24 protein-coding genes and 1 pseudogene are annotated in these 24733 nt (G+C 60.6%); 8 read left to right on the top strand and 17 right to left on the bottom strand.

Annotated features, from left to right (window positions below):
- Positions 1 to 33: 33 nt before the first annotated feature.
- From pgpA to nrdR, 6 genes are all read right to left on the bottom strand, one after another.
- Positions 34 to 528 (bottom strand): phosphatidylglycerophosphatase A, encoded by a 495-nt coding sequence (gene pgpA / locus ACP39K_RS07255; RefSeq protein ID WP_016928871.1) that lies wholly within the window; start codon positions 526 to 528, stop codon positions 34 to 36.
- A complete protein-coding gene (thiL, locus tag ACP39K_RS07250) occupies positions 521 to 1513 on the bottom strand; it encodes a thiamine-phosphate kinase (RefSeq protein WP_049190507.1) in 993 nt (330 codons plus the stop codon). Before thiL ends, pgpA begins: the two co-directional genes overlap by 8 nt.
- Before the next feature lie 51 nt (positions 1514 to 1564).
- Positions 1565 to 1981, bottom strand: coding sequence for a transcription antitermination factor NusB (nusB, locus tag ACP39K_RS07245; protein WP_004940384.1), 417 nt, complete (start codon positions 1979 to 1981; stop codon positions 1565 to 1567).
- 20 nt (positions 1982 to 2001) lie between these two features.
- Positions 2002 to 2472 carry a 6,7-dimethyl-8-ribityllumazine synthase gene (gene ribH, locus ACP39K_RS07240; RefSeq protein WP_004940385.1) on the bottom strand — a complete coding sequence of 157 codons (471 nt, stop codon included), beginning with the start codon at positions 2470 to 2472 and terminating at the stop codon, positions 2002 to 2004.
- Between the two features lie 107 nt (positions 2473 to 2579).
- Positions 2580 to 3689 carry a bifunctional diaminohydroxyphosphoribosylaminopyrimidine deaminase/5-amino-6-(5-phosphoribosylamino)uracil reductase RibD gene (gene ribD / locus ACP39K_RS07235; protein WP_197788181.1) on the bottom strand — a complete coding sequence of 370 codons (1110 nt, stop codon included), beginning with the start codon at positions 3687 to 3689 and terminating at the stop codon, positions 2580 to 2582.
- Between the two features lie 10 nt (positions 3690 to 3699).
- On the bottom strand, positions 3700 to 4149 hold the full coding sequence (gene nrdR, locus ACP39K_RS07230) for a transcriptional regulator NrdR (RefSeq protein WP_004940387.1): 450 nt from the start codon (positions 4147 to 4149) through the stop codon (positions 3700 to 3702).
- A 174-nt stretch (positions 4150 to 4323) separates the two neighbouring features.
- Here nrdR and ACP39K_RS07225 point away from each other — a divergent pair, with 174 nt between their 5' ends.
- Positions 4324 to 4884: a SadB/YajI family lipoprotein gene (locus ACP39K_RS07225; RefSeq protein WP_016928875.1), complete on the top strand. Its 561-nt coding sequence runs from the start codon at positions 4324 to 4326 to the stop codon at positions 4882 to 4884.
- Positions 4885 to 4950: 66 nt separating this feature from the next.
- On the opposite strand, the gene secF is transcribed toward ACP39K_RS07225, so the two are convergent.
- The 5 genes from secF to queA all read right to left on the bottom strand — a co-directional run bounded on the left by secF (position 4951) and on the right by queA (position 10435).
- Positions 4951 to 5919, bottom strand: coding sequence for a protein translocase subunit SecF (gene secF / locus ACP39K_RS07220; protein ID WP_004940389.1), 969 nt, complete (start codon positions 5917 to 5919; stop codon positions 4951 to 4953).
- Positions 5920 to 5929: 10 nt separating this feature from the next.
- Positions 5930 to 7777, bottom strand: coding sequence for a protein translocase subunit SecD (gene secD, locus ACP39K_RS07215; protein ID WP_004940390.1), 1848 nt, complete (start codon positions 7775 to 7777; stop codon positions 5930 to 5932).
- Positions 7778 to 7801: 24 nt separating this feature from the next.
- Positions 7802 to 8134, bottom strand: a complete 333-nt coding sequence (yajC, locus tag ACP39K_RS07210) for a preprotein translocase subunit YajC (protein WP_004940391.1) — start codon at positions 8132 to 8134, stop codon at positions 7802 to 7804.
- Between the two features lie 33 nt (positions 8135 to 8167).
- Entirely contained in the window at positions 8168 to 9292 is a 1125-nt protein-coding gene (gene tgt / locus ACP39K_RS07205; protein WP_016928877.1) for a tRNA guanosine(34) transglycosylase Tgt, read from the bottom strand.
- A 72-nt stretch (positions 9293 to 9364) separates the two neighbouring features.
- Positions 9365 to 10435, bottom strand: a complete 1071-nt coding sequence (gene queA / locus ACP39K_RS07200) for a tRNA preQ1(34) S-adenosylmethionine ribosyltransferase-isomerase QueA (protein WP_038873252.1) — start codon at positions 10433 to 10435, stop codon at positions 9365 to 9367.
- A 120-nt stretch (positions 10436 to 10555) separates the two neighbouring features.
- Between queA and ACP39K_RS07195 the strand changes: the two genes are divergently transcribed.
- The 3 genes from ACP39K_RS07195 to ggt all read left to right on the top strand — a co-directional run bounded on the left by ACP39K_RS07195 (position 10556) and on the right by ggt (position 13967).
- A complete protein-coding gene (locus tag ACP39K_RS07195) occupies positions 10556 to 11137 on the top strand; it encodes an acyl carrier protein phosphodiesterase (protein WP_033641155.1) in 582 nt (193 codons plus the stop codon).
- A 229-nt stretch (positions 11138 to 11366) separates the two neighbouring features.
- The gene (locus ACP39K_RS07190) at positions 11367 to 11969 is read left to right on the top strand and encodes a peroxiredoxin C (protein ID WP_004940403.1); all 603 of its coding nucleotides are present in this window, start codon (positions 11367 to 11369) and stop codon (positions 11967 to 11969) included.
- A 234-nt stretch (positions 11970 to 12203) separates the two neighbouring features.
- Positions 12204 to 13967 carry a gamma-glutamyltransferase gene (ggt, locus tag ACP39K_RS07185; RefSeq protein WP_016928880.1) on the top strand — a complete coding sequence of 588 codons (1764 nt, stop codon included), beginning with the start codon at positions 12204 to 12206 and terminating at the stop codon, positions 13965 to 13967.
- 53 nt (positions 13968 to 14020) lie between these two features.
- Here the strand turns inward: ggt and malZ are convergent, their stop codons facing one another.
- Positions 14021 to 15844 carry a maltodextrin glucosidase gene (malZ, locus tag ACP39K_RS07180; RefSeq protein ID WP_497008398.1) on the bottom strand — a complete coding sequence of 608 codons (1824 nt, stop codon included), beginning with the start codon at positions 15842 to 15844 and terminating at the stop codon, positions 14021 to 14023.
- A gap of 246 nt (positions 15845 to 16090) precedes the next feature.
- Here malZ and ACP39K_RS07175 point away from each other — a divergent pair, with 246 nt between their 5' ends.
- The 4 genes and pseudogenes from ACP39K_RS07175 to ACP39K_RS07160 all read left to right on the top strand — a co-directional run bounded on the left by ACP39K_RS07175 (position 16091) and on the right by ACP39K_RS07160 (position 18396).
- Positions 16091 to 17347, top strand: coding sequence for a mechanosensitive ion channel family protein (locus tag ACP39K_RS07175; RefSeq protein ID WP_016928882.1), 1257 nt, complete (start codon positions 16091 to 16093; stop codon positions 17345 to 17347).
- 132 nt (positions 17348 to 17479) lie between these two features.
- Complete coding sequence (locus ACP39K_RS07170) at positions 17480 to 17749, top strand: hypothetical protein (RefSeq protein ID WP_497008397.1); 270 nt, start codon at positions 17480 to 17482, stop codon at positions 17747 to 17749.
- Between the two features lie 86 nt (positions 17750 to 17835).
- Positions 17836 to 18111, top strand: coding sequence for a type II toxin-antitoxin system RelE/ParE family toxin (locus tag ACP39K_RS07165; protein ID WP_147827522.1), 276 nt, complete (start codon positions 17836 to 17838; stop codon positions 18109 to 18111).
- Positions 18111 to 18396: pseudogene (locus ACP39K_RS07160) on the top strand (HigA family addiction module antitoxin). Before ACP39K_RS07165 ends, ACP39K_RS07160 begins: the two are co-directional and overlap by 1 nt.
- A 45-nt stretch (positions 18397 to 18441) precedes the next feature.
- On the opposite strand, the gene proY reads toward ACP39K_RS07160, so the two are convergent.
- From proY to phoB, 5 genes are all read right to left on the bottom strand, one after another.
- Positions 18442 to 19848, bottom strand: coding sequence for a proline-specific permease ProY (proY, locus tag ACP39K_RS07155; RefSeq protein ID WP_097103129.1), 1407 nt, complete (start codon positions 19846 to 19848; stop codon positions 18442 to 18444).
- Positions 19849 to 19921: 73 nt separating this feature from the next.
- Complete coding sequence (gene brnQ / locus ACP39K_RS07150) at positions 19922 to 21238, bottom strand: branched-chain amino acid transport system II carrier protein (protein WP_016928887.1); 1317 nt, start codon at positions 21236 to 21238, stop codon at positions 19922 to 19924.
- A gap of 486 nt (positions 21239 to 21724) precedes the next feature.
- The gene (locus tag ACP39K_RS07145; protein ID WP_033641159.1) at positions 21725 to 22687 is read right to left on the bottom strand and encodes a PstS family phosphate ABC transporter substrate-binding protein; all 963 of its coding nucleotides are present in this window, start codon (positions 22685 to 22687) and stop codon (positions 21725 to 21727) included.
- 14 nt (positions 22688 to 22701) lie between these two features.
- Positions 22702 to 24018 carry a phosphate regulon sensor histidine kinase PhoR gene (gene phoR / locus ACP39K_RS07140; RefSeq protein ID WP_004940434.1) on the bottom strand — a complete coding sequence of 439 codons (1317 nt, stop codon included), beginning with the start codon at positions 24016 to 24018 and terminating at the stop codon, positions 22702 to 22704.
- A gap of 24 nt (positions 24019 to 24042) precedes the next feature.
- The gene (phoB, locus tag ACP39K_RS07135) at positions 24043 to 24732 is read right to left on the bottom strand and encodes a phosphate response regulator transcription factor PhoB (RefSeq protein WP_004940438.1); all 690 of its coding nucleotides are present in this window, start codon (positions 24730 to 24732) and stop codon (positions 24043 to 24045) included.
- Between the last annotated feature and the right edge of the window lies 1 nt (position 24733).

The following is a 24733-nucleotide window of genomic DNA, read 5'->3' as shown; positions in this document are numbered from 1 at the left end:
AGAGAAGCGGGCGCGAAGAAGCGCGCCCGTCTGTCAGAACAGCCCGATAGGCCAGTGGTGGCCAATCAGGTAGATGATGCCGGCGGACAGCACGCCGGCGATGATATCGTCGACCATGATGCCCATGCCGCCATGCACGTTGCGGTCGAACCAGCGGATCGGCCACGGCTTCCACATATCCAGAATGCGGAAGATGACGAAACCGGCGGCGACCCAGCGCCAGTCGTTGATCGGCAGCGCCATCAGCGTGATCCACATGCCGACGAACTCATCCCAGACGATGCTGCCGTGATCGTGCACCTTCATGTCTTTTGCCGTGCGGTGGCAAATATAGACGCCGATACAGATGCTGAACATCACCGCCAGCGAGTAGAGCTGCCACGGCAGCTGGATCAGCAGCAGCCAGAACGGGATCGCCGCCAGCGATCCCATGGTGCCCGGCATCACCGGCGACAAACCGCTGCCAAAACCGGTGGCCAGCAGGTGCCACGGATTGCTCATCCGCAGCCGACGCTTGGCTTCATCCATGGGTGCCCGGCTCCGCATTGAAATGATCGAACCCGGCCCAGTCCAGCTCTACCGCTTCGTCGTCGCGATAATAGCGGATGCCTTCAGACAGCGGACCAATTTGGCCGATGCAGGTGTAGTCGGCGCCGAGGTGGCTCAGCGCCACTTCCAGCGCGCCGCGGTTGATCTCCGGCACGGTGAAGCACAGCTCGTAATCTTCGCCGCCCGCCAGCGCCCAGCGCAGCGCCTGCTCGGCGTCGGTGTGGCTGCTCAGCGCCTGCGACATCGGCAGCTCGTCCAGCACGATGCGCGCCCCGCAGTCGCTGGCCTTCAGGATGTGTTTCAGATCGGAAATCAGGCCGTCGGAGATGTCGATCGCCGAGCTGGCCAGATCCCGCAGCGCCTGCCCCTGCAGCACCCGCGGCTGCGGCCGCAGATGGCGAGCGAGCAGGTAATCGCGCGCCGCCGTATCCGGCACCGCCAGGCGATCCTGCAGGATCGCCAGACCGGCGGCGCTGTCGCCCAGCGTGCCGGTCACGTAGATCCAGTCGCCGATGCGCGCGCCGCTGCGGGTCAACGCCCGGCCGGCCGGGATCAAGCCCTGAATGGTCAACGTCATGCTCAGCGGGCCGCGCGTGGTATCGCCGCCGATCAGCTGCATGCCGTAATAGTTGAGCTGATCAAACAGGCTGTCGCTGAAGGCCTTCAGCCAGGGTTCGTTCACCTCGGGCAGGGTCAGGGCCAGCGAGAGCCACGCCGGATCGGCGCCCATCGCCGCCAGATCGCTCAGATTGACCGCCAGCGCTTTATAACCGAGATCGGCCGGATCGATATCCGGCAAGAAGTGCACGCCCGCCACCAACGTATCGGTACTGACGGCCACCAGCTGTTTTTCCGGCACTGCCAGCAGTGCGCAGTCATCTCCAATGCCCAACTGTACATCCCGGCGCACGCGCTTAAACCGGTCAAAATAGCGGGCAATGAGGTCAAATTCGCCGCATGCCATATCGATATTCCACGAGAAGAAATTAAGGCCGGGAATGCCGGCCTTAATGTTTTACTTTTTCTTGCGAAGGGTTGGTGCCACTTTATCCAGCACCCCGTTCACAAACTTGTGGCTGTCTTCCGCGCCGAAGGTTTTCGCCAGCTCGATCGCTTCGTTGATCGCCACTTTGTAAGGGACATCCTCGCGCATCTTCAGTTCAAACAGCGCGACGCGCAGCACCGCGCGCTCCACCTGGCCCAGCTCTTCGAGCTGACGCGACAGGTAAGGCGCCATCAGTTCGTCCAGCATACCTGCATTCACTGCCGCGCCGGACAGCAACTCGCGAAAATAGGCGACGTCAACATCTTTGACATCCTGCTCCGTCAGGAACTGGTGTTCAACATCGGCAAGGTCGTTTTTAGACAACTGCCAAGAGTAAAGCGCTTGAACAGCGCACTCACGAGCGCGGCGACGAGCAGCAGGTTTCACGGAATTCCCCTTAACTAAATTCAGGCTTTAATAGCTTTGATAACATTAATCATTTCAAGTGCGGTCAACGCGGCTTCAGCGCCCTTGTTGCCCGCTTTGGTGCCGGCGCGTTCGATCGCCTGTTCGATGCTTTCGGTGGTCAGCACGCCAAAGGCAACCGGAATTTCGGCATTCATCGCAACGTTGCCGATGCCGGAGCTGGCTTCGCCCGCCACATATTCGAAGTGCGCGGTGCCCCCGCGGATAACGGTGCCCAGCGCGATAACCGCGTCGTATTTGCCGGTTTTGGCCAATACGCTCGCCGTCAGCGGCAGCTCGTAAGCGCCCGGGACCCAGACAACGGTGATGTTGTCGTCAGCAACCTGACCAATGCGTTTCAGCGCGTCGATGGCGCCTTCCAGCAGGCTGTCGTTGATGAAATTGTTAAAACGTGCAATTGCGATCGCCACACGGGCATTTGGAGTAGCAACAACACCTTCGATAACTTTCATGGGCTTTCCTTAAAAATGGGTTCAATACCCCGCAGGGGGGCGGATTCTATCATATTCTTTCATCGCCTGCGCGGCGCTTTTGTAAAACCGGCGCGCGGGCGCGAGATTCAGTGTTTCGCCCGCAGGCGCAAACGCAGATCGGGGCCGACCTGGCGCACGTCGCTAAAGACGAATTCCGGCGCGTCGGCCAGCCGTTCCAGGCCCGGCAGATGACACAGGCCACGGCCATTATCGCCCAACAGTTTCGGCGCGATGTACAAAATGAGCTCATCCACCAGGCCGGCCTGCAGCAGCGCGCCGGCCAGCATTGCGCCCGCCTCTACCCAGATTGAATTCACCTGGCGCTTGGCCAACAGCATCATCATCACCACCAGATCAATGCCGCCGCCGCGCGCCGGGCAGATAAACTGTTCGACCTCTTGCGGCCAGGCCTGTTCATCCGCCTGCAGGCGCGCCAGCCAGGTAGCGCCCGGCTGCTGCACCACGCGGTGCTGCGGGGTGATGCGATTTTGGCTGTCGAGCAGGATGCGCAGCGGCTGGCGCAGATTTTCGCGCGGATAGAGGCGCTGCGTCTCGGCGTCCAGCTCATCCCAACGCACCGTCAGCGACGGATCGTCCGCCAGCACGGTGGCGCTGGTGCTGAGAATCGCGGCGCTCTGCGCGCGCAGGCGCTGCACGTCCTGACGCGCTTCGGGTGAGGTGATCCACTGGCTCTCGCCGGTGGCCATCGCCGTGCGGCCGTCCAGCGACGCGCCCAGCTTCAGCTGCACGTAAGGGAAACCGGTGCGCATGCGCTTGAGGAAGCCCAGGTTGACCGCTTCGGCCTCGGCCAGCATCAGGCCATGACGGACTTCGACGCCGGCCTGCTGCAGCTTGTACAGCCCGCGCCCCGCCACCTGCGGATTGGGATCTTGCATCGCCGCGACCACCCGTGTTACGCCGGCGGCCACCAGCGCATCGGCGCAGGGCGGCGTGCGGCCGTGGTGGCTGCACGGCTCGAGCGTCACATAGGCGGTGGCGCCGCGCGCCTTGTCGCCCGCCATGCGCAGCGCGTGCACTTCCGCGTGCGGCTCGCCGGCGCGCAGATGGTAGCCTTCACCGACAATTTCGCCGTCGCGCACGATAACGCAGCCGACGTTCGGATTGGGCGCGGTGGTGAAACGCCCCAAGCGCGCCAGTTCGAAGGCGCGCGCCATATAAAATTCGTCGTGATGCATGAAAGATCCTTTAGTCTTGCAGGCGGGCGATCTCTTCGCCGAACTCGCGCACGTCCTCGAAGCTGCGGTACACCGACGCAAAGCGAATGTAGGCGACCTTATCCAGCTTTTTCAACGCGTCCATCACCAGATTGCCCACCAGTTTGGTCGGCACTTCGCGTTCGCCGGTGGCGCGCAGTTGGGATTTGATATGATTAAGGGCGTTTTCCACGTCGTCCGAGCTGACCGGGCGCTTTTCCAGCGCTTTCAGCATGCCGCGGCGCAGTTTGTCTTCGTTGAACGGCTCGCGCACCTCATCGCTTTTAATCACTCGCGGCATCACCAGCTCGGCCACCTCGAAGGTGGTGAAGCGCTCATTGCACACCAGACACTGGCGGCGGCGGCGCACTTGCGAACCGTCCCCCACCAGGCGGGAATCAATGACTTTGGTATCAACGGCGGCGCAGAAAGGGCAATGCATAACACGTCCTGATAAACGTTTTTATAGATAAACGCAGTTTACCCCGAAGTGCAGCCACAACAAAGGGCGGCGGCCATTTGTTGCGACACACAGCCGGGAAGCGGCGCCGATATGACTTTCCCCTCCGGGCGGACTAAGCTGATAGCAGGAGATTCAGCATAGGAAATCGCCGTCATGACAACCTGTTACCCCAAAATCGCCCTGCTCGCCGCCGCCGTGTTGCTGGCAGGCTGCGCGCACAACGCCGCCGTGCCTCAACTGCGCCATCAGGTCGCCGCGCTGAACCAGAAAGTGAGCGTGCTGACCGATCAAACCACCGCGCTGGAGCGGCAGAATATGCTCAATCAGCACTCCGACAACGGCGTCTACCTGCTGCCGGCGGCCCGAAGCGCCGCCCGTTTGCAGAGCGGCATCGGCGAGCTGAGCGTTTCGCTGAGCCACATCAAGAGCGAAGCCAACGGCACGCAGGCGCAGCTGCATGTGCGCATCCTCTCACAGGCCACGCTGCCGCCGTTCAAAGCGGTGGTGGAATGGGGCCAACTGGACGACGCCACCGGGCGGCCGCTGACCGCCGAGGCGCTGTCGCAACCGATCGCCAGCGCCGATTCGCTGCTGCCGAAACCCGGCCAGGACTTTGAGCTGCGCTTCAGCGGCGTGACGCCGGAACAATTGGGCTATATCCGTCTGCACAGTCTGGTTTCGACCGCCCAACCGGCGGTGGTGCAGCAACGCTGAAACCCAAAGCAAAAAAAAAGGAGCGCCGATGGGCGCTCCTTCTCATTTCGCTGAATACTGCGGCGGTTAAGGCAGAATCGAAGGCTGATCCGCGCCCTCTTTTTCCACTTTTTGCTGCAGCATGTGCTCGCGTTTCATCCCCAGTTTCAACGCCAGCGCGGACGCGACGTAGATGGAGGAGACGGTACCGATCGACACGCCGATCAACATCGCCAACGAGAAGCCTTGCAGCATCGCGCCACCGAAGATGTACAGCATCAGCACCACCATCAGGGTAGTACCGGAAGTCATCAGCGTACGGCTCAGCGTCTGGGTCAACGACACGTTCATGATCTCGTAAGGCGTGCCGCGGCGGATCTTGCGGAAGTTCTCACGAATACGGTCGGAAACCACGATGCTGTCGTTCAGCGAGTAACCGATAACCGACATCAGGGACGCGACGATGGTCAGGTCAATCTCGATGTGGAACAGCGACAGCACGCCCAGCGTGATGATCACGTCGTGCGCCAGCGCGATAACCGCCCCCAGCGCCAGGCGCCATTCGAAGCGGAAACCGACGTAGATCAGGATACAGATCAACGCCACCAGCAGCGCCATGCCGCCGGTTTGCGCCAGTTCGCTGCCCACGCTCGGGCCGACGAACTCGATGCGCTTCACGGTGGCATTTTTATCCACCGAGTCGTTGATCACGCCGATCACCTTGTTGCCCAGTTCCTGGCCTGCGGTGCCGGTCGCCGGTGGCATGCGCACCATCACGTCGCGGCTGCTGCCGAAGTTCTGGATGATCGGATCCTGGAACCCGGCCTTCTCCAGCGTATCGCGCATCAGGTCGAGGTTAGCCGGTTTCTCCAGGTTGATTTCAATCACCGTACCGCCGGTGAAATCCAGACCCCAGTTAAACCCGCGCACCGACATGGTGACGATCGACGCGACCAACAGCAGCAACGAGATGCCGAAGGCCAAATAGTCCCAGCGCATAAAGTCGTAGACTTTACGGCCGTAGTTGAGTTGCTCAACAGTATAATCCTGTGCCACAACGCACTCCTCAGATAGACAGCTTGTTAATGCGTTTGCCGCCGTAAAGCAGGTTGACGATGGCACGGGTACCGACAATCGCGGTGAACATGGACGTCGCCACACCGATAGCGGTGGTGATCGCAAAGCCTTTGATCGAACCGGTGCCCACTGCGTACAGGATGACCGCGGTGATCAGGGTGGTGATGTTGGCATCGACGATACTGGAGAACGCGCCTTTATAGCCCTCATGGATCGCCTGCTGAACGGACCGGCCGTTCTTCAGCTCTTCCTTGATACGTTCGTTAATCAGTACGTTGGCGTCAACCGCCACCGCCAGCGTCAACACGATCCCGGCGATACCCGGCATGGTCAGCGTCGCCCCCGGCAACAGGGACATCACGCCGACGATCAGCACCAGGTTGGCGACCAGCGCCGTGGTGGCGATCACGCCGAACTTACGGTACCAGACCACCATGAAGACGATGGACGCCACCAGGCCCCACAGACAGGCTTCCAGACCTTGGGTGATGTTCTGCTGACCCAGGGTTGGACCGATGGTGCGCTCTTCGACGATCTGAATCGGCGCGATCAACGCACCCGCACGCAGCAGCAGCGAAAGCTGACGCGCTTCGTTCGGGTTGCCGATGCCGGTGATGCGGAAGCTGTTGCCCAGACGCGACTGAATGTTCGCCACGTTGATCACTTCTTCCTGTTTCACCAGCACCGCACGGCCGTTAGCGTCTTTCTTGCCGCTGTCCTTATACTCCACGAACAGGGTCGCCATCGGCTTGCCGATGTTATCCTTGGTGAAGTTGGACATGGACGTGCCGCCGGCGCTGTCCAGCGAGATGTTAACCTGCGGCTGGTTGTATTCGTCGGTGCTAGAGGTGGAGTCGGTGATGTGGTCACCGGTCAGGATCACGCGCTTGTACAGCACGATCGGCTGGCCGTCACGGGTGTATTTCACCTCGGAGTCGCCCGGCACGCGGCCGTTGGCCGCCGCAGTGGCGTCCGCATTGGTGTTCACCAGACGGAACTCCAGGGTCGCGGTGGCGCCCAGAATTTCTTTGGCGCGCGCGGTGTCCTGAATGCCCGGCAGCTCAACCACGATGCGGTCGGCGCCCTGGCGCTGCACCAGCGGTTCGGCGACGCCGAGCTGGTTGACGCGGTTACGCAGGATAGTGATGTTCTGCTGGACGGCGTATTCGCGCGCTTCGCTCAGACGGGCGTCCGTCAGGTTGGCTTTCATGGTGTTGGCGCCGTTGGCGGACAGCACCAGATCGCGTTGACGCGGACCGATGTAGCTGATGGCCTGATCGCGAGCCGCATCGTCACGGAAGCGAACTTCCACGCCGTTGTTGTCCAGCTTGCGGATAGACGCGTAAGGAATGCCCTTTTCGCGCAGCTCGCTGCGCAGGGTATCCATGGTCTGTTCCTGCAGCTTGCTCAACGCGGTGTCCATGTCCACTTCCATCAGGAAGTGTACGCCGCCGCGCAGGTCCAGGCCGAGTTTCATCGGCTCTGCGCCCAGCATGGCCAGCCAGGTCGGCGTGGCCGGCGCCAGGTTCAGCGCCACGACGAATTTGTCACCCAGCTCGGTCACCAGCGCTTCGCGGGCGCGCAGCTGAACGTCAGGATCTTTAAAGCGAGCCAGGATGGCGCCATTTTCCAGCGCAATCGACTTGCTCGCGATGTTGTCTTTTTCTAATACGGTACGGACCTGGTCCAGCGTAGTTTCACTGGCGGCGACGCCGCGCGCGCCAGTGATTTGTACGGCCGGATCCTCACCGTAGATGTTGGGAAGCGCATAAAGCAGACCGACGAGGATCACGACGATCAACATCAGATACTTCCACAAAGGATAACGGTTTAGCACGGCAATTCCCTTCGGGAAAAAAGATTACAGGGCCTTCATGGTACCTTTCGGCAGAACGGCCGCCACGAAGTCACGCTTGATCATCACTTCCGTGGTGTCGTTCAGCGCGATGGCGATGATGCCGGTGTCGGCCACTTTGGTCACGCGACCGATCAGGCCGCCGGTGGTCAGCACTTCGTCGCCTTTACCGATGGAGTCCATCAGCTTCTTGTGATCTTTCGCGCGCTTCTGCTGTGGGCGCAGGATCATGAAGTAGAAGATCAGGCCGAACACCACCAGCATAATGATCAGAGAGTACGGGCTTCCCTGAGCCGGAGCCCCTGCGGATGCGACGGCGTCAGAAATGAAAAAGCTCATTGAAATTCCCTCATTAAGTTATCAATTATTAGATCAAGCGTTTAAAGGCGGAATCGGCTTGCCGATCCGACCATAGAAATCCGCAACAAACTGCTCTAATTTACCCTCTTCGATAGCCTGGCGTAAACCCGCCATCAGGCGCTGGTAGTGACGCAGGTTATGAATTGTGTTCAGTCGAGCACCCAATATTTCGTTGCAACGGTCGAGATGGTGCAAGTAGGCGCGGCTGTAATGGCGACACGTGTAGCAATCACAGTCCTTATCCAGCGGAGAAGTATCATCCTTGTGCTTGGCATTACGGATTTTTACCACACCGTCAGTCACGAACAAATGGCCGTTGCGGGCGTTGCGGGTCGGCATGACGCAGTCGAACATGTCGATGCCGCGACGCACGCCTTCCACCAAATCTTCCGGCTTGCCGACGCCCATCAAATAGCGTGGCTTATCTTCCGGAATTTGCGGGCAAACGTGTTCAAGAATGCGATGCATATCCTCTTTCGGCTCGCCTACAGCCAAGCCGCCCACAGCGTACCCGTCAAAGCCGATATCCACCAGCCCTTTGACGGAAACATCACGTAAATCTTCGTAAACGCCGCCCTGAATGATGCCGAACAGCGCATTTTTATTTTCCAGCTCGTCGAAACGCTGGCGGCTGCGCTGCGCCCAACGCAGCGACATTTCCATCGAACGCTTGGCGTAGTCCCAGTCGGCCGGGTACGGCGTGCATTCATCGAAAATCATCACGATGTCGGAACCCAGGTCATACTGGATTTCCATCGATTTTTCCGGGCTCAGGAACACCTTGTCGCCGTTGATCGGGTTGCGGAAGTACACGCCTTCCTCTTTGATCTTGCGCATCGCCCCCAGGCTGAACACCTGGAAACCGCCGGAGTCGGTGAGGATCGGGCCCGGCCACTGCATGAAGTCGTGCAGATCGCCGTGCAGCTTCATGATCTCCTGGCCCGGGCGCAGCCACAGGTGGAAGGTGTTGCCCAGCAGGATCTGCGCGCCGGTCTCTTTCACTTCTTCCGGCGTCATGCCCTTGACCGTGCCGTAGGTGCCGACCGGCATAAAGGCCGGGGTTTCCACCACGCCGCGGTCGAAAATCAGGCGGCCGCGGCGTGCGCGGCCATCGGTAGTTTGTAGTTCGTACTTCACAAAGCCTCCAGCATCAGAGAAACAGTCTGATGTCGTTGAAACGGGGCCGCGCCGTAGGCGCAGCCCGGGAAATTAACCGCCGACGGACTCGTTTTCCGCCTGCGGATTACGGCTGATGAACATCGCATCGCCGTAGCTGAAAAAGCGATACTGCTCGGCCACCGCCTGCTGATAGGCATTCATGGTATTTTTGTAGCCGGCGAAGGCCGACACCAGCATGATCAAGGTCGATTCCGGCAGGTGGAAATTGGTCACCAGCGCGTCGATCACCTGGTAGTGATAGCCCGGATAGATAAAGATGCTGGTGTCGCCGAAGAACGGCGCAATCAGCGCCTCTTTGCTGGCCGCCGCGGCGCTTTCCAGCGAACGCACCGAGGTGGTGCCCACCGCCACGACGCGCTTGCCGCGCGCCTTGCAGGCCAGCACCGCATCGACCACGTCCTGCGGCACTTCGGCGTATTCGGCGTGCATCACGTGATCTTCGATGGTTTCCACGCGCACCGGCTGGAAGGTGCCGGCGCCGACGTGCAGCGTCACGAACGCCATTTCCACGCCTTTGGCGCGCAGCGCCGCCAGCAGCGGTTCGTCGAAGTGCAGGCCGGCGGTCGGCGCGGCGACCGCGCCCGGTTTCTCGCTGTAGACCGTCTGATACAGCTCACGGTCGGCGTCTTCATCCGGGCGGGCGATATAAGGCGGCAGCGGCATGTGGCCGGCCGCGTTGAGAATGGTGAATACGTCGCGTTCGTCGTTGAAGCGCAGCTCGAACAGCGTCTCGTGGCGCGCCACCATGGTGGCGGCGATGCTCTCGTCATCCCCCAACAGCAGCTCGGCGCCCGGCCTGGGCGCTTTCGACGCGCGCACGTGCGCCAGCACGCGATGGTCGTCCAGCACGCGCTCCACCAGCACTTCTATCTTGCCGCCGCTGACCTTGCGGCCGAACATGCGCGCCGGGATCACGCGGGTATTGTTGAACACCAGCAGGTCGCCGGCTTCCAGCTTATCCAGCAGATCGGTGAATACGCCGTGCGTCAGCGCCCCGCTCGGCCCATCCAGCTGCAGCAGGCGGCATGCGCTGCGCTCGGCCTGGGGGTAGTGGGCAATCAGGGATTCGGGAAGTTCAAACGAAAAATCAGCGACGCGCATGGGTATTCACTTCTTCAATTTAAGGCTGGTTGGTAAAAAACAGGCGGCCTAGTCTAAAGCCGGGGGCGGTCAGCGGCAAGAAATAAGGAGGATTTGCCTGACTTCAGGTATAGTTGAGGGATGAATTTTCTCGCTCACCTTCACCTGGCCATGCTGGCGGACAGTTCGCTGCTGGGCAACCTGCTGGCCGATTTCGTGCGCGGCAACCCCGCCGCCGACTACCAGCCCGAGGTCGTGGCCGGCATCATGATGCACCGCCGCGTCGACGTGCTGACCGACAGCCTGCCGCAGGTGAAAGCCTGCCGCGACTATTTCAGCGCCCCCTACCGCCGCGTGGCGCCGATCACCCTCGACGTGGTGTGGGACCATTTTCTGGCGCGCCACTGGCAACAGTTGGAGCCTTCACGCGACCTGCACCAGTTTACCCAGGAAGCCCGCAGCCAGATCGAACCTTACCTGCCGCTCACGCCCCCGCGTTTTCAGAACCTGAACGGCTATCTGTGGCCGGAACGCTGGCTGGAACGCTACGCCGAATTGCCGTTCATCGCCCGGGTATTGCAGGGCATGGCCAGCCGCCGTCCGCGCCTCGAAGCGCTGGCCGGCTCGTTCGCCGACGTCGAACAACATTATCATCAGCTTGAAACACAATTCTGGCAGTTTTATCCGCAAATGATGCAGCAGGCGAAGGAAAAAACGCTCTGAGGTCAAGCCCAAGCGTTTGAAATTGCAGCGCATTGCAAGAATTTACGTTTTGCCGCTTGCCCTTTTGCAAGAAAAGGTTATTTTTAAAGCTTGATAAATTATATCAACGACTTTGATAGGTAAAAGCTATCTCATTGATTGGTCTTTTACCCTTTATTCACCAAGTCATGGCCCCTATACTGGCCCTTGTTTTTACATCCACCCTTTAACACCTATTACAGGAGTAATTATGGTCCTGGTAACTCGTCAAGCCCCTGACTTCACTGCAGCTGCCGTACTGGGTAGCGGCGAAATCGTTGAAAACTTCAACCTGAAGAAGCACCTGAACGGCAAACCGGCCGTGCTGTTCTTCTGGCCAATGGACTTCACCTTCGTATGCCCTTCCGAGCTGATCGCTTTCGATCACCGCTATGAAGAGTTCCAGAAGCGTGGCGTTGAAGTGGTTGGCGTTTCCTTCGACTCAGAATTCGTCCACAACGCATGGCGTAAAACCCCTGTCGACAAAGGCGGCATCGGTGAAGTGAAATACGCAATGGTTGCTGACGTTAAGCGTGAAATCCAGAAAGCTTACGGCATCGAACACCCGGAAGCCGGCGTTGCGCTGCGCGGCTCCTTCCTGATCGACAAAGACGGCATCGTGCGTGCTCAGGTTGTTAACGACCTGCCAATCGGCCGTAACATCGACGAAATGATCCGTACCGTTGACGCGCTGCAATTCCACGAAGAGCACGGTGAAGTCTGCCCGGCTCAGTGGGAAAAAGGCAAAGCAGGTATGGGCGCTTCCCCAGACGGCGTGGCAAAATACCTGTCTGAAAACGCTGCCAAGCTGTAATTTCAGCCTAATAGTGAATCAACCGGCCCACGCGGCCGGTTTTTTTATGCCCCTTTTTGGGGCAAACCACCCGCCTGCAGTGCTTTATTTCCCTGTTTCCGCTCACATTTCCCGCCCAGTTCGCCGCGCGAATGCCCATCTGCGGCTACTATCAATAACGCTGGCTCGCGCTTTGCAAGTGAACAACGGCAAGCAAACACAACACAATAAAAAACTGACAGGGTAGGAATAACTATGTTTTTACAGAAATGGAGCAAACCCCTGACCATGGCGGCGCTGCTGGTCAGCGGCAGCCTGTATGCGGCATCCAACCCAGCGGTGGAAGCCCAAAACGGCATGGTGGTCACCTCGCAGCATCTGGCCTCGCAGGTCGGGGTGGATATCCTGAAGATGGGCGGCAACGCCATCGACGCCGCCGTGGCGGTCGGCTATGCGCAGGCGGTGGTGAACCCCTGCTGCGGCAACATCGGCGGCGGCGGCTTTATGACCGTCCACCTGGCGGACGGCACCGACACCTTCATCAACTTCCGCGAAACCGCGCCGGCGGCGGCCAGCGCCAACATGTATCTGGACGCCGACGGCAAGGTGAAGAAAGACGCCAGCCTGTACGGCTATCTGGCGGCGGGCGTGCCGGGCACCGTGCTGGGGATGGAAACCGCGCGTGAGAAGTACGGCAAACTGAGCCGCGAACAGGTGCTGGCGCCGGCGATCAGGCTGGCGCGCGAAGGCTTTGTGCTGACCCGCGCCGATACCGATATCCTCGACACCACCATCGCGCGCTTCAAGCAGGATCCCGAATCGGCCAAAATCTTCCTGCGCCCGGACGGCAGCCCGCTGCAGCCGGGGGACAAGCTGGTGCAAACCGATCTGGCCAACACGCTGGAAGCCATCGCCAAAGGCGGAACCGACGCCTTCTATAAAGGCAAGATCCCGCAGGCCGTGGAGGCGGCGGCCAAACAGGGAGGCGGCATTTTGACCGCCGCCGACTTCGCCAACTATAAAGTCACCGAAACCCCGCCGATCACCTGCAGCTATCGCGGCTACAAATTCGTGTCGGCGCCGCCTCCCAGTTCCGGCGGCGTGACGCTGTGCGAAATCCTCAACGTGGTGGAAGGCTATGACCTGAAAAGCATGGGCTTCAACTCGGCGGCGGCCATTCACACCATGACCGAAGCGATGCGCCATGCCTACATGGACCGCAACACCTACCTCGGCGACCCGGAATTCATCAAGAACCCGATCGACCGGCTGGTGAGCAAGAGCTACGCCGAGCAGATCCGCAAGAAAATCGTCGCGGACAAGGCCACGCCGTCGGAAAACGTGCAGCCCGGCATGGAGCCGCATGAGAAGCCGGAAACCACCCACTATTCGATCGTCGATCACGACGGCAACGCGGTCTCCACCACCTATACCGTCAACGGTCGCTTCGGCGCTGTCGTCATCGCACCGGGTACCGGCTTCTTCCTCAACGACGAGATGGACGACTTTACGGTGAAAGTGGGCGAGAAAAACCTGTACGGGCTGGTACAGGGCACCGCCAACAGCATTGCCCCCGGTAAGCGCCCACTATCGTCGATGAGCCCGACGCTGGTGACCAAGGACAACAAGATCTTTATGGTGCTGGGCTCGCCGGGCGGCTCACGCATCATCACCATCACCCTGCAGACCGCGTTGAACGTGATCGACCACGGTATGGCGCCGCAGGAAGCGGTGGACGCACCGCGCATCCATCACCAATGGTTGCCGGATGAGGTGTACTACGAACAGCGCGGTGTTTCCGCCGATACGCTGAAGCTGCTGAGCGGCATGGGCTATAAGATGGTCGAGCAAACGCCGTGGGGCGCCGCCGAACTGATTCTGGTCGGTTTGCCGGGTGCGGCGGGCGTCAGCCCGGCCAACTCCGGCAACGATTCGGCGGTTTCCGGCAAAGTGCGTGAAGGCTACCTGTACGGCGCCAACGACGTGCGTCGCCCGGCGGGCTCCGCGGTCGGTTACTGATGTAAACACCCACTCACCTTAACCGCGGGGGCGTTTCTGCCCCCGCATTCCCTTTAGCCCTCGCAGCGCCACACGGTGGCCGACTCTTCCGCCAGCTGCAGGCGCAGCCCGCCGACCGTTTCGCTCAACTCTCCCCGCCCTTCCACACGCCGCCACGGGCCGCGGGCCAACAGCGGGTTGTGCGGCAGCTGCGCCTGGCCGCTGCCGTCGCGCTGCAGCGCCACCAACACCTGCTCCTGCTGATACAGACGCACGAACACCAGCGTTTCTCCGCTGGCGTACAGCACCTGACAGCCGCCGCGACGCAGCGCCAGGCTCTGTTTACGCAGCGCCGCCATGCGCTGGAACAGCGCCAGCAGCGGCCGATCCCAGTCACCGACGTCCCACGGGAACGGCTTGCGGCAGAACGGATCGTTGCCGCCGTCCAGGCCAATCTCATCGCCGTAATAGAGACAAGGCACGCCGATCCAGCTCAGCAACCACACCGCCGCCATCTGCATGCGCGCCGCGTTCCCCTGCAACAGCGTGAGGAAACGCGCGGTATCGTGGCTGTCCAGCTGATTGAACTGGATCAGCTGGCGGCCGTGCGGCAGCCCCGCGCGGTAGCCGTCCATCCACTGCGCGCACCCGGCGGCGTCCAGCCGCACCGGGTGGTAGGCCACGTCCAGCCCCGCCAAAAACGCCCGCACCGGCAACGCGAACCCCATGTAGTTCATCGCCGCATCCTCCACGCCGGCGTGCAGCCAGCGGCGCGCGTCGCCGAAGTGCTCGCCCAAGACATAGGCCTGTGGATTCTCCTGCTTCACCGCCTGATAGATGCCCGCCAGGTGGCGCAGATTGCCGGTGGCGCCGCCGTTCTCCCCCAGCATATGCACCACGTCCAGCCGCCAGCCGTCGATGCTGTACGGCGGGCGCAGCCAGTGACGCACCACGCTGCCTTCCCCCTGATAAATCGCTTCCGCCACCTGCGGCTCGGCGAAGTTGAGCTTCGGCAGGCTGGCGTTGCCCTTCCAGTCGAGCGCGCGGCCGTCCGGGTAGAAGTTGAACCAGCCGCGATACGGTGAATCGGGATGGTGACAGGCGCCGTTTTCGCCCTGACGATGGCGGTCGAACCACGGGTGCGAGTCGCCGGTGTGGTTAAAGACCCCGTCCAGCACCAGTTTCATGCCCACCTTGTGAGTGCTCACTCGCAAACGCTGCAGCGCCGCGTTGCCGCCGAAGTGCGGATCGACCTGGTAATAGTCCTCGGTATCGTACTTATGCACGCTCGGCGCGGTAAAAATCGGGTTCAAATACAGCGCCGTCACGCCCAGCTGCTGCAAATACGGCAGTTTGGCGCAAATGCCGTCCAGATCGCCGCCGTAAAAGGTCGAGGCGGCGTGGCGATCCTCCAACGGGTGCTGCCAGTCGCGCCGAATCACCTCGGCGCCGGCCGCGTGATGGCGGTAGCTGCCGCTCTGGATGCCGTGCTCGCCGCCGCTGCTGGCGAAGCGATCGGGGAAAATCTGGTAGAACAGCTGATCCGCCACCCACGCGGGGCCGTTGTCGGGCTCGTCGACGGCGAACTGCGCCAGCTGGCCCGGCGGCGTTGGCGACCAGCCCTGCGGGCCGAACCACTGTTGGCGATCGGCCCACAGCAGCTTGAAGCAGTAACGCCGCGTCGGCTCGCCCTCATTCAGCGTCAGGCTGGCCTGGTAGCGCCGCATCCCCTCGTGGCGCTGCGCTTTCATCGTCAGCAGCCACTCTTCGTTGTCCGGTTCGGCGCGCAAAAATACCCGTTCCGGCAGTTCATCCCCTTGTAACCACAGCGTGATATCCAAACGTTGCCCTTGTTTCACCACAAAAGGCGGGACCGGTTGATGCCAGGCGTTAAGCATACTGTTCTCCTGCTGTACCAAACGAAATCGACGGCGTTCTTCAAAAAACGAACAATGCCACGTTAAGTGCAACTCCCCCTCCTCTCTGGCCGCAAAACCCGGGGATGAGCCGGGGGGCGGAGACTGAAAAATAACGCTAACTTGATGTAAAAAAAGGTAAACAGGCACAAATCCTGCACGTTACCCCTTAGGCTAACGCGTTTTAAGTTTACAGGATATTTTTTGCGCATTTTTTAAGGAGCGGTAATGCAACAACAGATAACGCGCTGGCTGGAACAGTTTGGTTTGGAATTCGGCGGAGTGATGTCGCTGTTGATGGTATTGGGGTTGATTGTTCTGATCTCGGTCGCGATCCACCTGGTGCTGCACCGGGTGGTGTTGGCGGCCCTTCAGCGCCGTGGCCAGCAGTCGCAGCGCGTCTGGCAACAGGCCATCACCCAATACAAACTGTTCCAGCGCGTGGCGCTGCTGCTGCAAGGGGTGATCATCAGCATCCAGGCGACGCTGTGGCTGCAGAGCGGCAGCCAGACTCAGGCGGTGATCGTCACCGCCGCGCAGGTGTGGATCCTCGCCTTCACCCTGTTGTCGCTGTTCTCGCTGCTGGATACGCTGCTGGCGCTGCTGCGCCAAAGCCCGATTTCCAATCAGCTGCCGCTGCGCGGCATTTTCCAGGGCCTGAAGCTGGTGGCGGCGATCCTGATCGGCATCATGATCGTCTCATTGCTGATGGGCAAATCGCCGCTGCTGCTGCTCAGCGGTCTGGGCGCCATGACCGCGGTCTTGATGTTGGTGTTCAAGGATCCGATCCTCGGGCTGGTGGCCGGCATCCAGCTCTCCGCCAACGACATGCTGAAGATCGGCGACTGGCTGGAAATGCCGAAATACGGCGCCGACGGCGCGGTCACCGACATCGGCCTGACCACGGTCAAAGTGCGCAACTGGGACAACACCGTCACCACCATCCCCACCTACGCGCTGATCTCCGACTCATTCAAGAACTGGCGGTCGATGTCGGAATCCGGCGGGCGCCGCATCAAGCGCAGCCTGAATATCGACACCGGCAGCGTGCACTTCCTGTCGGAAGAAGAGCAGCGCCGCCTGCAGCGCAACCCGCTGCTGCACAGCTATCTGAACGTTAAGACCCAGGAGCTGAGCCAGCACAACCAGGAAATCGCCGTCGATCTGGCCTCGCCGCTCAACGGCCGCCGCCTCACCAACCTCGGCACGCTGCGCGCCTATCTGGAAGCCTACCTACGCGCTCATCCGCGCATTCACCAGAACATGACGCTGATGGTGCGCCAGCTGGCGCCGACGCCGGAGGGCCTGCCGCTGGAAATCTACGCCTTCACCAACACCACGGTCTGGGCGGAGTACGAAAGTATTCAGGCGGATATTTTCGATCATATCCTGGCGGTGATCGACGAGTTCGGCCTGCGCGTGCATCAGACGCCAACCGGCAATGACCTGCGCGGCATGCTGCGACAAAGCGCGAACGCTTCCTGACGTCGGCTGACGTAACTGTGTCTGCTGGTAATTATTCTCTTTCAATTGCCAGCAGATATCTCCATCCCCTTCTTTTCCCCGGCGAAAACGGCGTTAATGCGCCATCACCTTCACCACCGAGAGGGAAAGCCCTTGCTGAAACGGATACGTCATCGGCTGTTTACCCTGCTGGCCACCCTGCTGTTTATCGGCTGCCTGCACAGCGCGTCGCTGGATGAAAGCCGCATGCCCCGCAATCTGCAACCTTCGCTGAGCGCCCTCAGCAGCAATCTACAGGACATTCGCGAAGTGCTGGCGCGCTGCGCCGGCGAGGAAGAGGAGGAACGGCTGAACGACGGCGGCATGCGCATCGAAGCGCGCGCCGCCGGGGAGGAGGAAGCGGAAGACAAACTCTTGGCATAGCAGGTTAAAAAAACGCCCCATCTTGTTCCGCCACACGCAACACCTGGCTATGATGCGTATAGCGCAACACTCATGGAGCTTTCAGGATAAGAAGCTTCAAGCATAAGGGACTCAAAAAGTTTTTCGAAACCGGTTCAACGGCAGGTATCGACGCCAAGCAGGCGAAGAAAATCGCGCTGCGGCTGAGCGTGCTGGATCTGGCGAAAGTGATTGATGACGTAGATCTGCCCGGCTTCTTCTTGCACCCGCTAACGGGCGCTTGCAGCGGGCAATGGTCCGTCACCGTAACCAGCAACTGGCGTATCACGTTTGAACTGGTCGAGGGTGATGTTTATATCGTGAATTATGAGGACTATCACTAATGAACCGCATGCATAATCCTCCTCATCCTGGAGAATTGATCAAAGAAACCATGGAAACGCTGAATCTCAGCGCGCGCGCTGGCCAAAGCATTGGACGTCGCGCCGTCTACGGTTCAACGCCTGATCAGCGGAAAATCCGATATCTCGCCGGAAATGGCCATCCGCCTGTCCATCGTAATAGGCAGTTCCGAACAGGTCTGGATGGGCATGCAAGATGCTTACGATCTGTGGCAGGCCAGGCAGTCCATCGACGTTTCGAAACTGCGCAAGCTGGACTTCGCTTAACGCCTGCCCCTAAAAAAACACCGGCCTCAGCCGGTGTTTTTCCATTTAGTCTTGCTGCGTCGCCAACGGCGCGCGTTTTTTCTGATGGTTGACCTTGAACCAGTACCCCGCCAGCAGCAACACCACCCAGACCAGGCCGGCGTACAGCGAGACGCGCGTGGTCGGGAAGTAACCGATCAGGCCGATGATGAACACCAGGAACACGATCGCCACCACCGAGGTGAACACCCCGCCGCGCAGCGGGAACGCCAGCTGCTTCACCTGCTCTTTGCTCAGGCTGCGGCGGAAGGCGATTTGCGAGAACAGGATCATGATCCACACCCACACGGTGGCGAAGGTCGCCAGGGAGGCGATCACCAGGAACACGCTCTCCGGCATGATGTAGTTGAGGTATACAGCCAGCAGCAGCGCCAGCATCATCACCACCACCGTCACCCAGGGAATGCCGCGTTTCGACACCTTGCTGAACATCTTCGGCGCGTGCCCCTGCTCGGCCATGCCATGCAGCATGCGGCCGACGCCGAACACGTCGCTGTTGATCGCCGACAGCGAAGCGGTGATCACCACGAAGTTGAGGATGCCCGCCGCCACGGTGATGCCCATATGCTGGAAGGTCAGCACGAACGGGCTGCCGTTGGTGCCCACCTGGTTCCACGGGTAGATCGACATGATGACAAACAGCGTGCCGACGTAGAACACCAGAATGCGCCACGGCACCGAGTTGATGGCTTTGGGAATCGATTTTTTCGGATCTTTGGCTTCGCCGGCGGTGATGCCGATGATTTCAATGCCGCCGTAAGCGAACATCACCAGCTGCAGCGACAGGATCATGCCGATAACGCCGTTGCTGAAGAAGCCGCCGTTCGACCACAGGTTATGAATGCCGGTCGGTTGCCCGCCGTTGCCGATACCCCAGATGATGATGCCGATGCCGGCCGCGATCATGATGATGATGGTGGCGACCTTGAAGAACGAGAACCAGAACTCCAGCTCGCCGAATACCTTGACGCTCATCAGGTTGATGGCGCCGATGATCAGCACCACGCTCAGCACCCAGATCCAGTGCGGCACTTCCGGGAACCAGACCCCCATATAGATGCCGAAGGCGGTCACGTCGGCGATGGCGACGATCAGGATCTCAAAGCAGTAAGTCCAGCCGGTGATGTAACCCGCCATCGGGCCGAGGTAGTCCTGCGCGTAGCGGGAAAATGAGCTGGCCTGCGGGTTGTTGACCGACATCTCCCCCAGTGCGCGCATGATGATAAAGGCCACGATGCCGCCGATCAGGTAAGCCAGCAGCACGCTCGGGCCGGCCATTTTGATGGCGTCCGCCGAGCCGTAGAACAACCCGGTGCCGATGGCCGATCCCAGCGCCATAAAGCGGATATGACGCGTGCTGAGGCCGCGTTTCAGCTTATTGTCGGGGGCAGTGGTGGGTGACTGTTGTTGCATGAAAATGACCCATAGTTTTAAACGAAAAAAAGCCACGGACATGTCCGTGGCCCTGGATTTAGCCGGGGGATTATCAGTGCGCGGTCACTTGGGAACGCGTGCACACCCGATCATAAATCGCGACCAGCGCCAACATCAGCAGCGAAGGCGGCAACCATGCCAACCCCTGCTCCGCCAGCGGCAGGTGAGTGGACCAGGCCGGCAGCAGCTGCTGGAAGCTGGACGCTTTCACCGCGTCAAGAATACCAAACAACAGGCTGACAAGCATCACCGGCGCGATGATGCGCGGCGCGCTGTGCCACCAACGCAGGGTGAAGCTCAGCACCACCAGCACGATGCACGGCGGATAAATCGCGGTCAGCACCGGAATGGAGATCTGGATCAGGTGGCTCAGGCCGAGGTTGGACACCACCATCGAGAACAGGCCCAGGATAAACACCAGCGTCTTGTAAGAGAACGGCAGGTATTGCGCGAAGAACTCGGCGCAGGCGCAGGTCAGGCCCACCGCGGTCACCATGCAGGCGATGAAGATCAGCGCCGCCAGGAAGAAGCTGCCGAGGCCGCCGAAGGTGTTCTGAACGTAAGCGTGCAGGATCACCGCGCCGTTGGTGGCGTCAGGCACCAGCGCGCCGCTGCCGGAGCCCAGCTTGAACAGGCTCAGATAAACCAGCGTCAGGCCCACGCCGGCGATCAAACCGGCCAGAATGGTGTAACGGGTCAACAGACCGGCGTCTTTCACGCCGCGCGAGCGCGCCGCGTTGACGATAACGATGCCGAATACCAGCGCGCCCAGCGTATCCATGGTCAGATAGCCGTTAACGAAGCCGGAGGAGAAAGGCACGCTCTGATAAGCCGCCGTCGCCGGGATAGGCGCGCCGGCAGGCCACAGCAGCGCGGCGATGCCCAGTACGGCCAGCGCGACGATCTTCAGCGGCGCCAGCACGTGGCCGACGGTATCGAGCAGACGGCCCGGATACAGGGAGATGCCGATCACCAGCGCGAAGTACACCAGACTGTAGATGAACAGCGGCATGGCGCCGTCGCCGGTCAGCGGGGCGATGCCCACCTCAAAGGACACGGTGGCGGTGCGCGGCGTGGCGAACAGCGGGCCGACGGCCAGGTAGCAGACGGTCGCCAGCAGCAGGCCGGCGCCGCGGCCGATCGGCGAACTGAGGGCGTCGATGCCGCCGCCGACGCGCGCCAGCGCGATGACGGTGATGACCGGCAGGCCCACGGCGGTGAGCAGGAAGCCCAGCGCAGCGATCCAGACGTGTTCACCGGACTGCAAGCCGACCATCGGCGGGAAGATGATGTTCCCGGCCCCAACGAATAAGGCAAAGGTCATGAAGCCCAGTGCCAGGATATCTTTTGACGTTAAACGATGACTCATACGATGTCGTGTTGCCTGTTCAAATGAAAAAAAATTGTCCGATAGCGTGGTGGCGAAACGCCCCACCCGGTTGCCGGCATGCCCGATCGTCGCAGCGCCTAATAAGCACCCTAAACGCAGTCGATCCGGCGTTTATGTCCCTATTCGAAAGTGGCCGCTCATGAAGATGGGCAAAATTTTAGGAGTTATAAAAATGGAGGTTTAATCCGACAACGAAGGCTAAGGTAAACGTTTATAGCGCTTCAAGGCAAGACGCACGGCGAAAAGCAGAGCTATCGACCATATAAACTTTAGCCACCAGTCGATCATATTGGCTATCAATAAATATACACTACATGATTTGTATCATTTTTGAACAATGAATTCACGAAACGTGAAGCATATATCGCTTTACCGCGCGAAAACGCCAATAAATGCCCGGTTTTCGCGTGGTATAAGCTCCGTTTTGCCGTGAAAAAAGGCGAAAATTACGCCGATTTTTGTCGCTTATTGCGCCGTGGCCGGCGCGAGCGGTGGCAACCCGAGCGCCTGACGAGTCTTCTGCAGGGCGGCCGGCGGCAGCGGCAGATAGCCGTCGTGGTTGACCAGGCTTTGCCCTGGTGTCGACAGCACGCGATCGAGGAACGCGGCGGTCAGCGGCTCCAGCGGTTGATTGGGGGCTTTGTTGATGTAGATATACAGATAGCGCGACAGCGGGTAGCGATCGTTGCGCACGTTGGCGGCGGTAGGCGCGACATAGTCTTCTCCCGACTCCGCCAGCGGCAGCAGCCGCACGCCGCTGGCGCGAAAACCGATGCTGGCGTAGCCGATGCCGTTGAGCGAACCGGCCACCGCCTGCACCACCGAAGCCGAACCAGGCAGCTCATTGACGCGCGGCATGAAATCGCCGCCGCACAGCGCGCGCAGTTTGAAATAGCCGTAGGTGCCGGACGCCGAGTTGCGGCCGAAGCGTTGCAGCGAGCGTGTCGCCCAGTCGCCGCGCAGCCCCAGCTCGCCCCAGCGCGTCAGCGGCTGGCTTTCACCGCAGCGCCGGGTGGCGGAGAAAATGCGATCGAGCTGCTGCAGGTTAAGGCCGCGCAGCGGATTGTCCTGATGCACCAACACCACCAGCGCATCCACCGCTACCGGCACCGCCAGCGGCGCATAACCGTAACGGTGTTCGAACGCCGAAACCTCGGCCGCCTTCATCGGCCGGCTCATCGGGCCCAGCTGCGCGGCGCCCGCCGCCAACGCGGTCGGCGCGGTCGACGAACCGGCGGCCTGGATCTGCAGGTTGACGTTGGGATAATGCTGGCTGAAATCCTGCGCCCACAGCGCCATCAAATTCGCCAGCGTGTCGGAGCCGACGCTGGACAGGTTGCCCGCCAACATGCCGTCAGGCTGCGCCAGCGCGCCGCGTCCGGCCAGCAGCGCCAGGCAAAGCAACAGCCCTCGGGTAATTCGGGTCATACCGGTGTCTCGCGTTAATTTTTCACCGCATTCTCTGATAAAGCGGCGGGAACAATCAACCGATTGGGCAAGGTAAAGATAAAGCGGGTGCCGATCCCCGGTTCGCTGAGGATCTCCAGCCGCGCGTCGTGATGGCTGAGCGCGTGCTTGACGATCGCCAGCCCCAGCCCGCTGCCGCCGGTCTGGCGCGAACGGGCCTTGTCGACGCGATAAAAACGCTCTGTCAGGCGCGGCAGATGCTCGGCGGCGATGCCCGGCCCGTTGTCGCTGACCTGGAATTGCGCGCCGTGCGCCGTCTGCTGCCAGCTGACTTCGATATGGGTGCCCTTCGGCGTGTGGTTGACCGCGTTGTACACCAGGTTAGACACCGCGCTGCGCAACTGATCTTCATTGCCGAACACGTTGAGCTGTTCGTTCACCCGGAAGGTGATCTCGTGATTGCCGCCGCTCAGCGATTGCGCCTCGCGCTGCAACACCCGCAGCATCAGCGGAATATCCACCCGCTCGTTCATGTCGACATTGGGCGCCGCCTCGATGCGCGACAGCGTCAGCAGCTGCTTGACCAGCCCGTCCATCCGGCGGGTCTGCTCTTGCATGGTGCTAAGCGCCTTGCTGCGCAGCGAGCCATCCTGCTCTTCGTCGCCCATCATCTCCAGATAGCCCTGCAGCACCGTCAGCGGCGTGCGCAGTTCATGACTGACGTTGGCGAAGAAGTTGCGCCGCGCGCCCTCCAACTGGCGCATCTGGGTGACGTCGCGCGCCACCATCAGCAGTTGCCCTTCAGAATACGGCATCACGCGGAATTCGACGTAGTGTTCGTTGTTCAGCTGCAGCGTCAGCGGGCGCGAAAACTCCTGCTGTTGCAGATAGTGGCTGAATTCCGGATAACGCAGCAGGTTAAGGATGTGCTGGCCATTGTCTTCCGGCCAGCGAAAGCCGAGCAGATGCTGCGCCAGCCCGTTGCACCAGAAGATATTGCCTTCGACGGTGGTCATCACCACCGCGTCAGGCAGCGATTCGGCCCCGCTGCGAAAGCGCTTGATCAGCAGCGCCAGCTCGCGCCGGCGGCGGCGGTTGCGCTGCTGCATCTGATACAGGCCATAGAACAGCGGCTCCCAGCTCCAGCGGCCGGGCGGCGGCGTCATGCTGCGGTCGATCCACAGCCAATGGGAGAGTTTGAGCTGGTTGTAGAAATTCCATACCAGCGCAGCCAGCGCGGAGGCCAGCAGGAACCAGGGCAGATAACCGAAAATCAGCCCCAGCAGTAAGGCGGGCAGACAGAAAAGAGCCAGCTCCAGAGCCAGCCTCTTCCACGACAGACGTTCTAACACGGCATATTCTCCAGCGCGGCGCGATCAGTAGCGCGTTGAGAACCGGTAGCCGGTGCCCCGAACGGTTTGAACCATTTTATCATGCCCACTGGTTTCTAACGCCTTGCGGAGCCGACGGATATGCACGTCAACGGTACGGTCTTCCACATAAACGTTAGTGCCCCAGACGTGATTAAGCAACTGCTCGCGGCTATAAACCCGCTCCGGGTGGGTCATAAAGAAGTGCAGCAGCTTGAACTCTGTCGGCCCCATGTCCAGCGCCTGATCGTTCGCCATTACGCGATGGGAGGACGGATCCAGACTCAGCCCTTGCATTTCAATCACTTCTTCCACCGCCATCGGCGAAATGCGGCGCATGACCGCTTTGATGCGCGCCACCAGCTCCTTGGGCGAGAACGGCTTGGTGATGTAATCATCCGCCCCCACTTCCAGGCCGCGCACCCGGTCTTCTTCTTCGCCGCGCGCGGTCAGCATCATCACCGGGATATCGCGGGTCAGCGCTTCGCGCTTCATATGTTTGATAAACTGAATGCCGGAACCGCCGGGCAACATCCAGTCAAGCAACACCAAATCAGGGAACGGCTCAGACAGACGCGTCACGGCGCTGTCATAATCCTCGGCTTCCAACGGTTGGTAACCATTCTGTTCCAACACAAAGCACACCATCTCACGGATCGGCGCTTCGTCTTCCACCACCAGTATGCGTCTTGCCATC

The sequence above is a fragment of the Serratia sp. EC4 genome (genome assembly GCF_059652115.1).
This window is presented reverse-complemented; position numbering and strand designations above follow the sequence as displayed.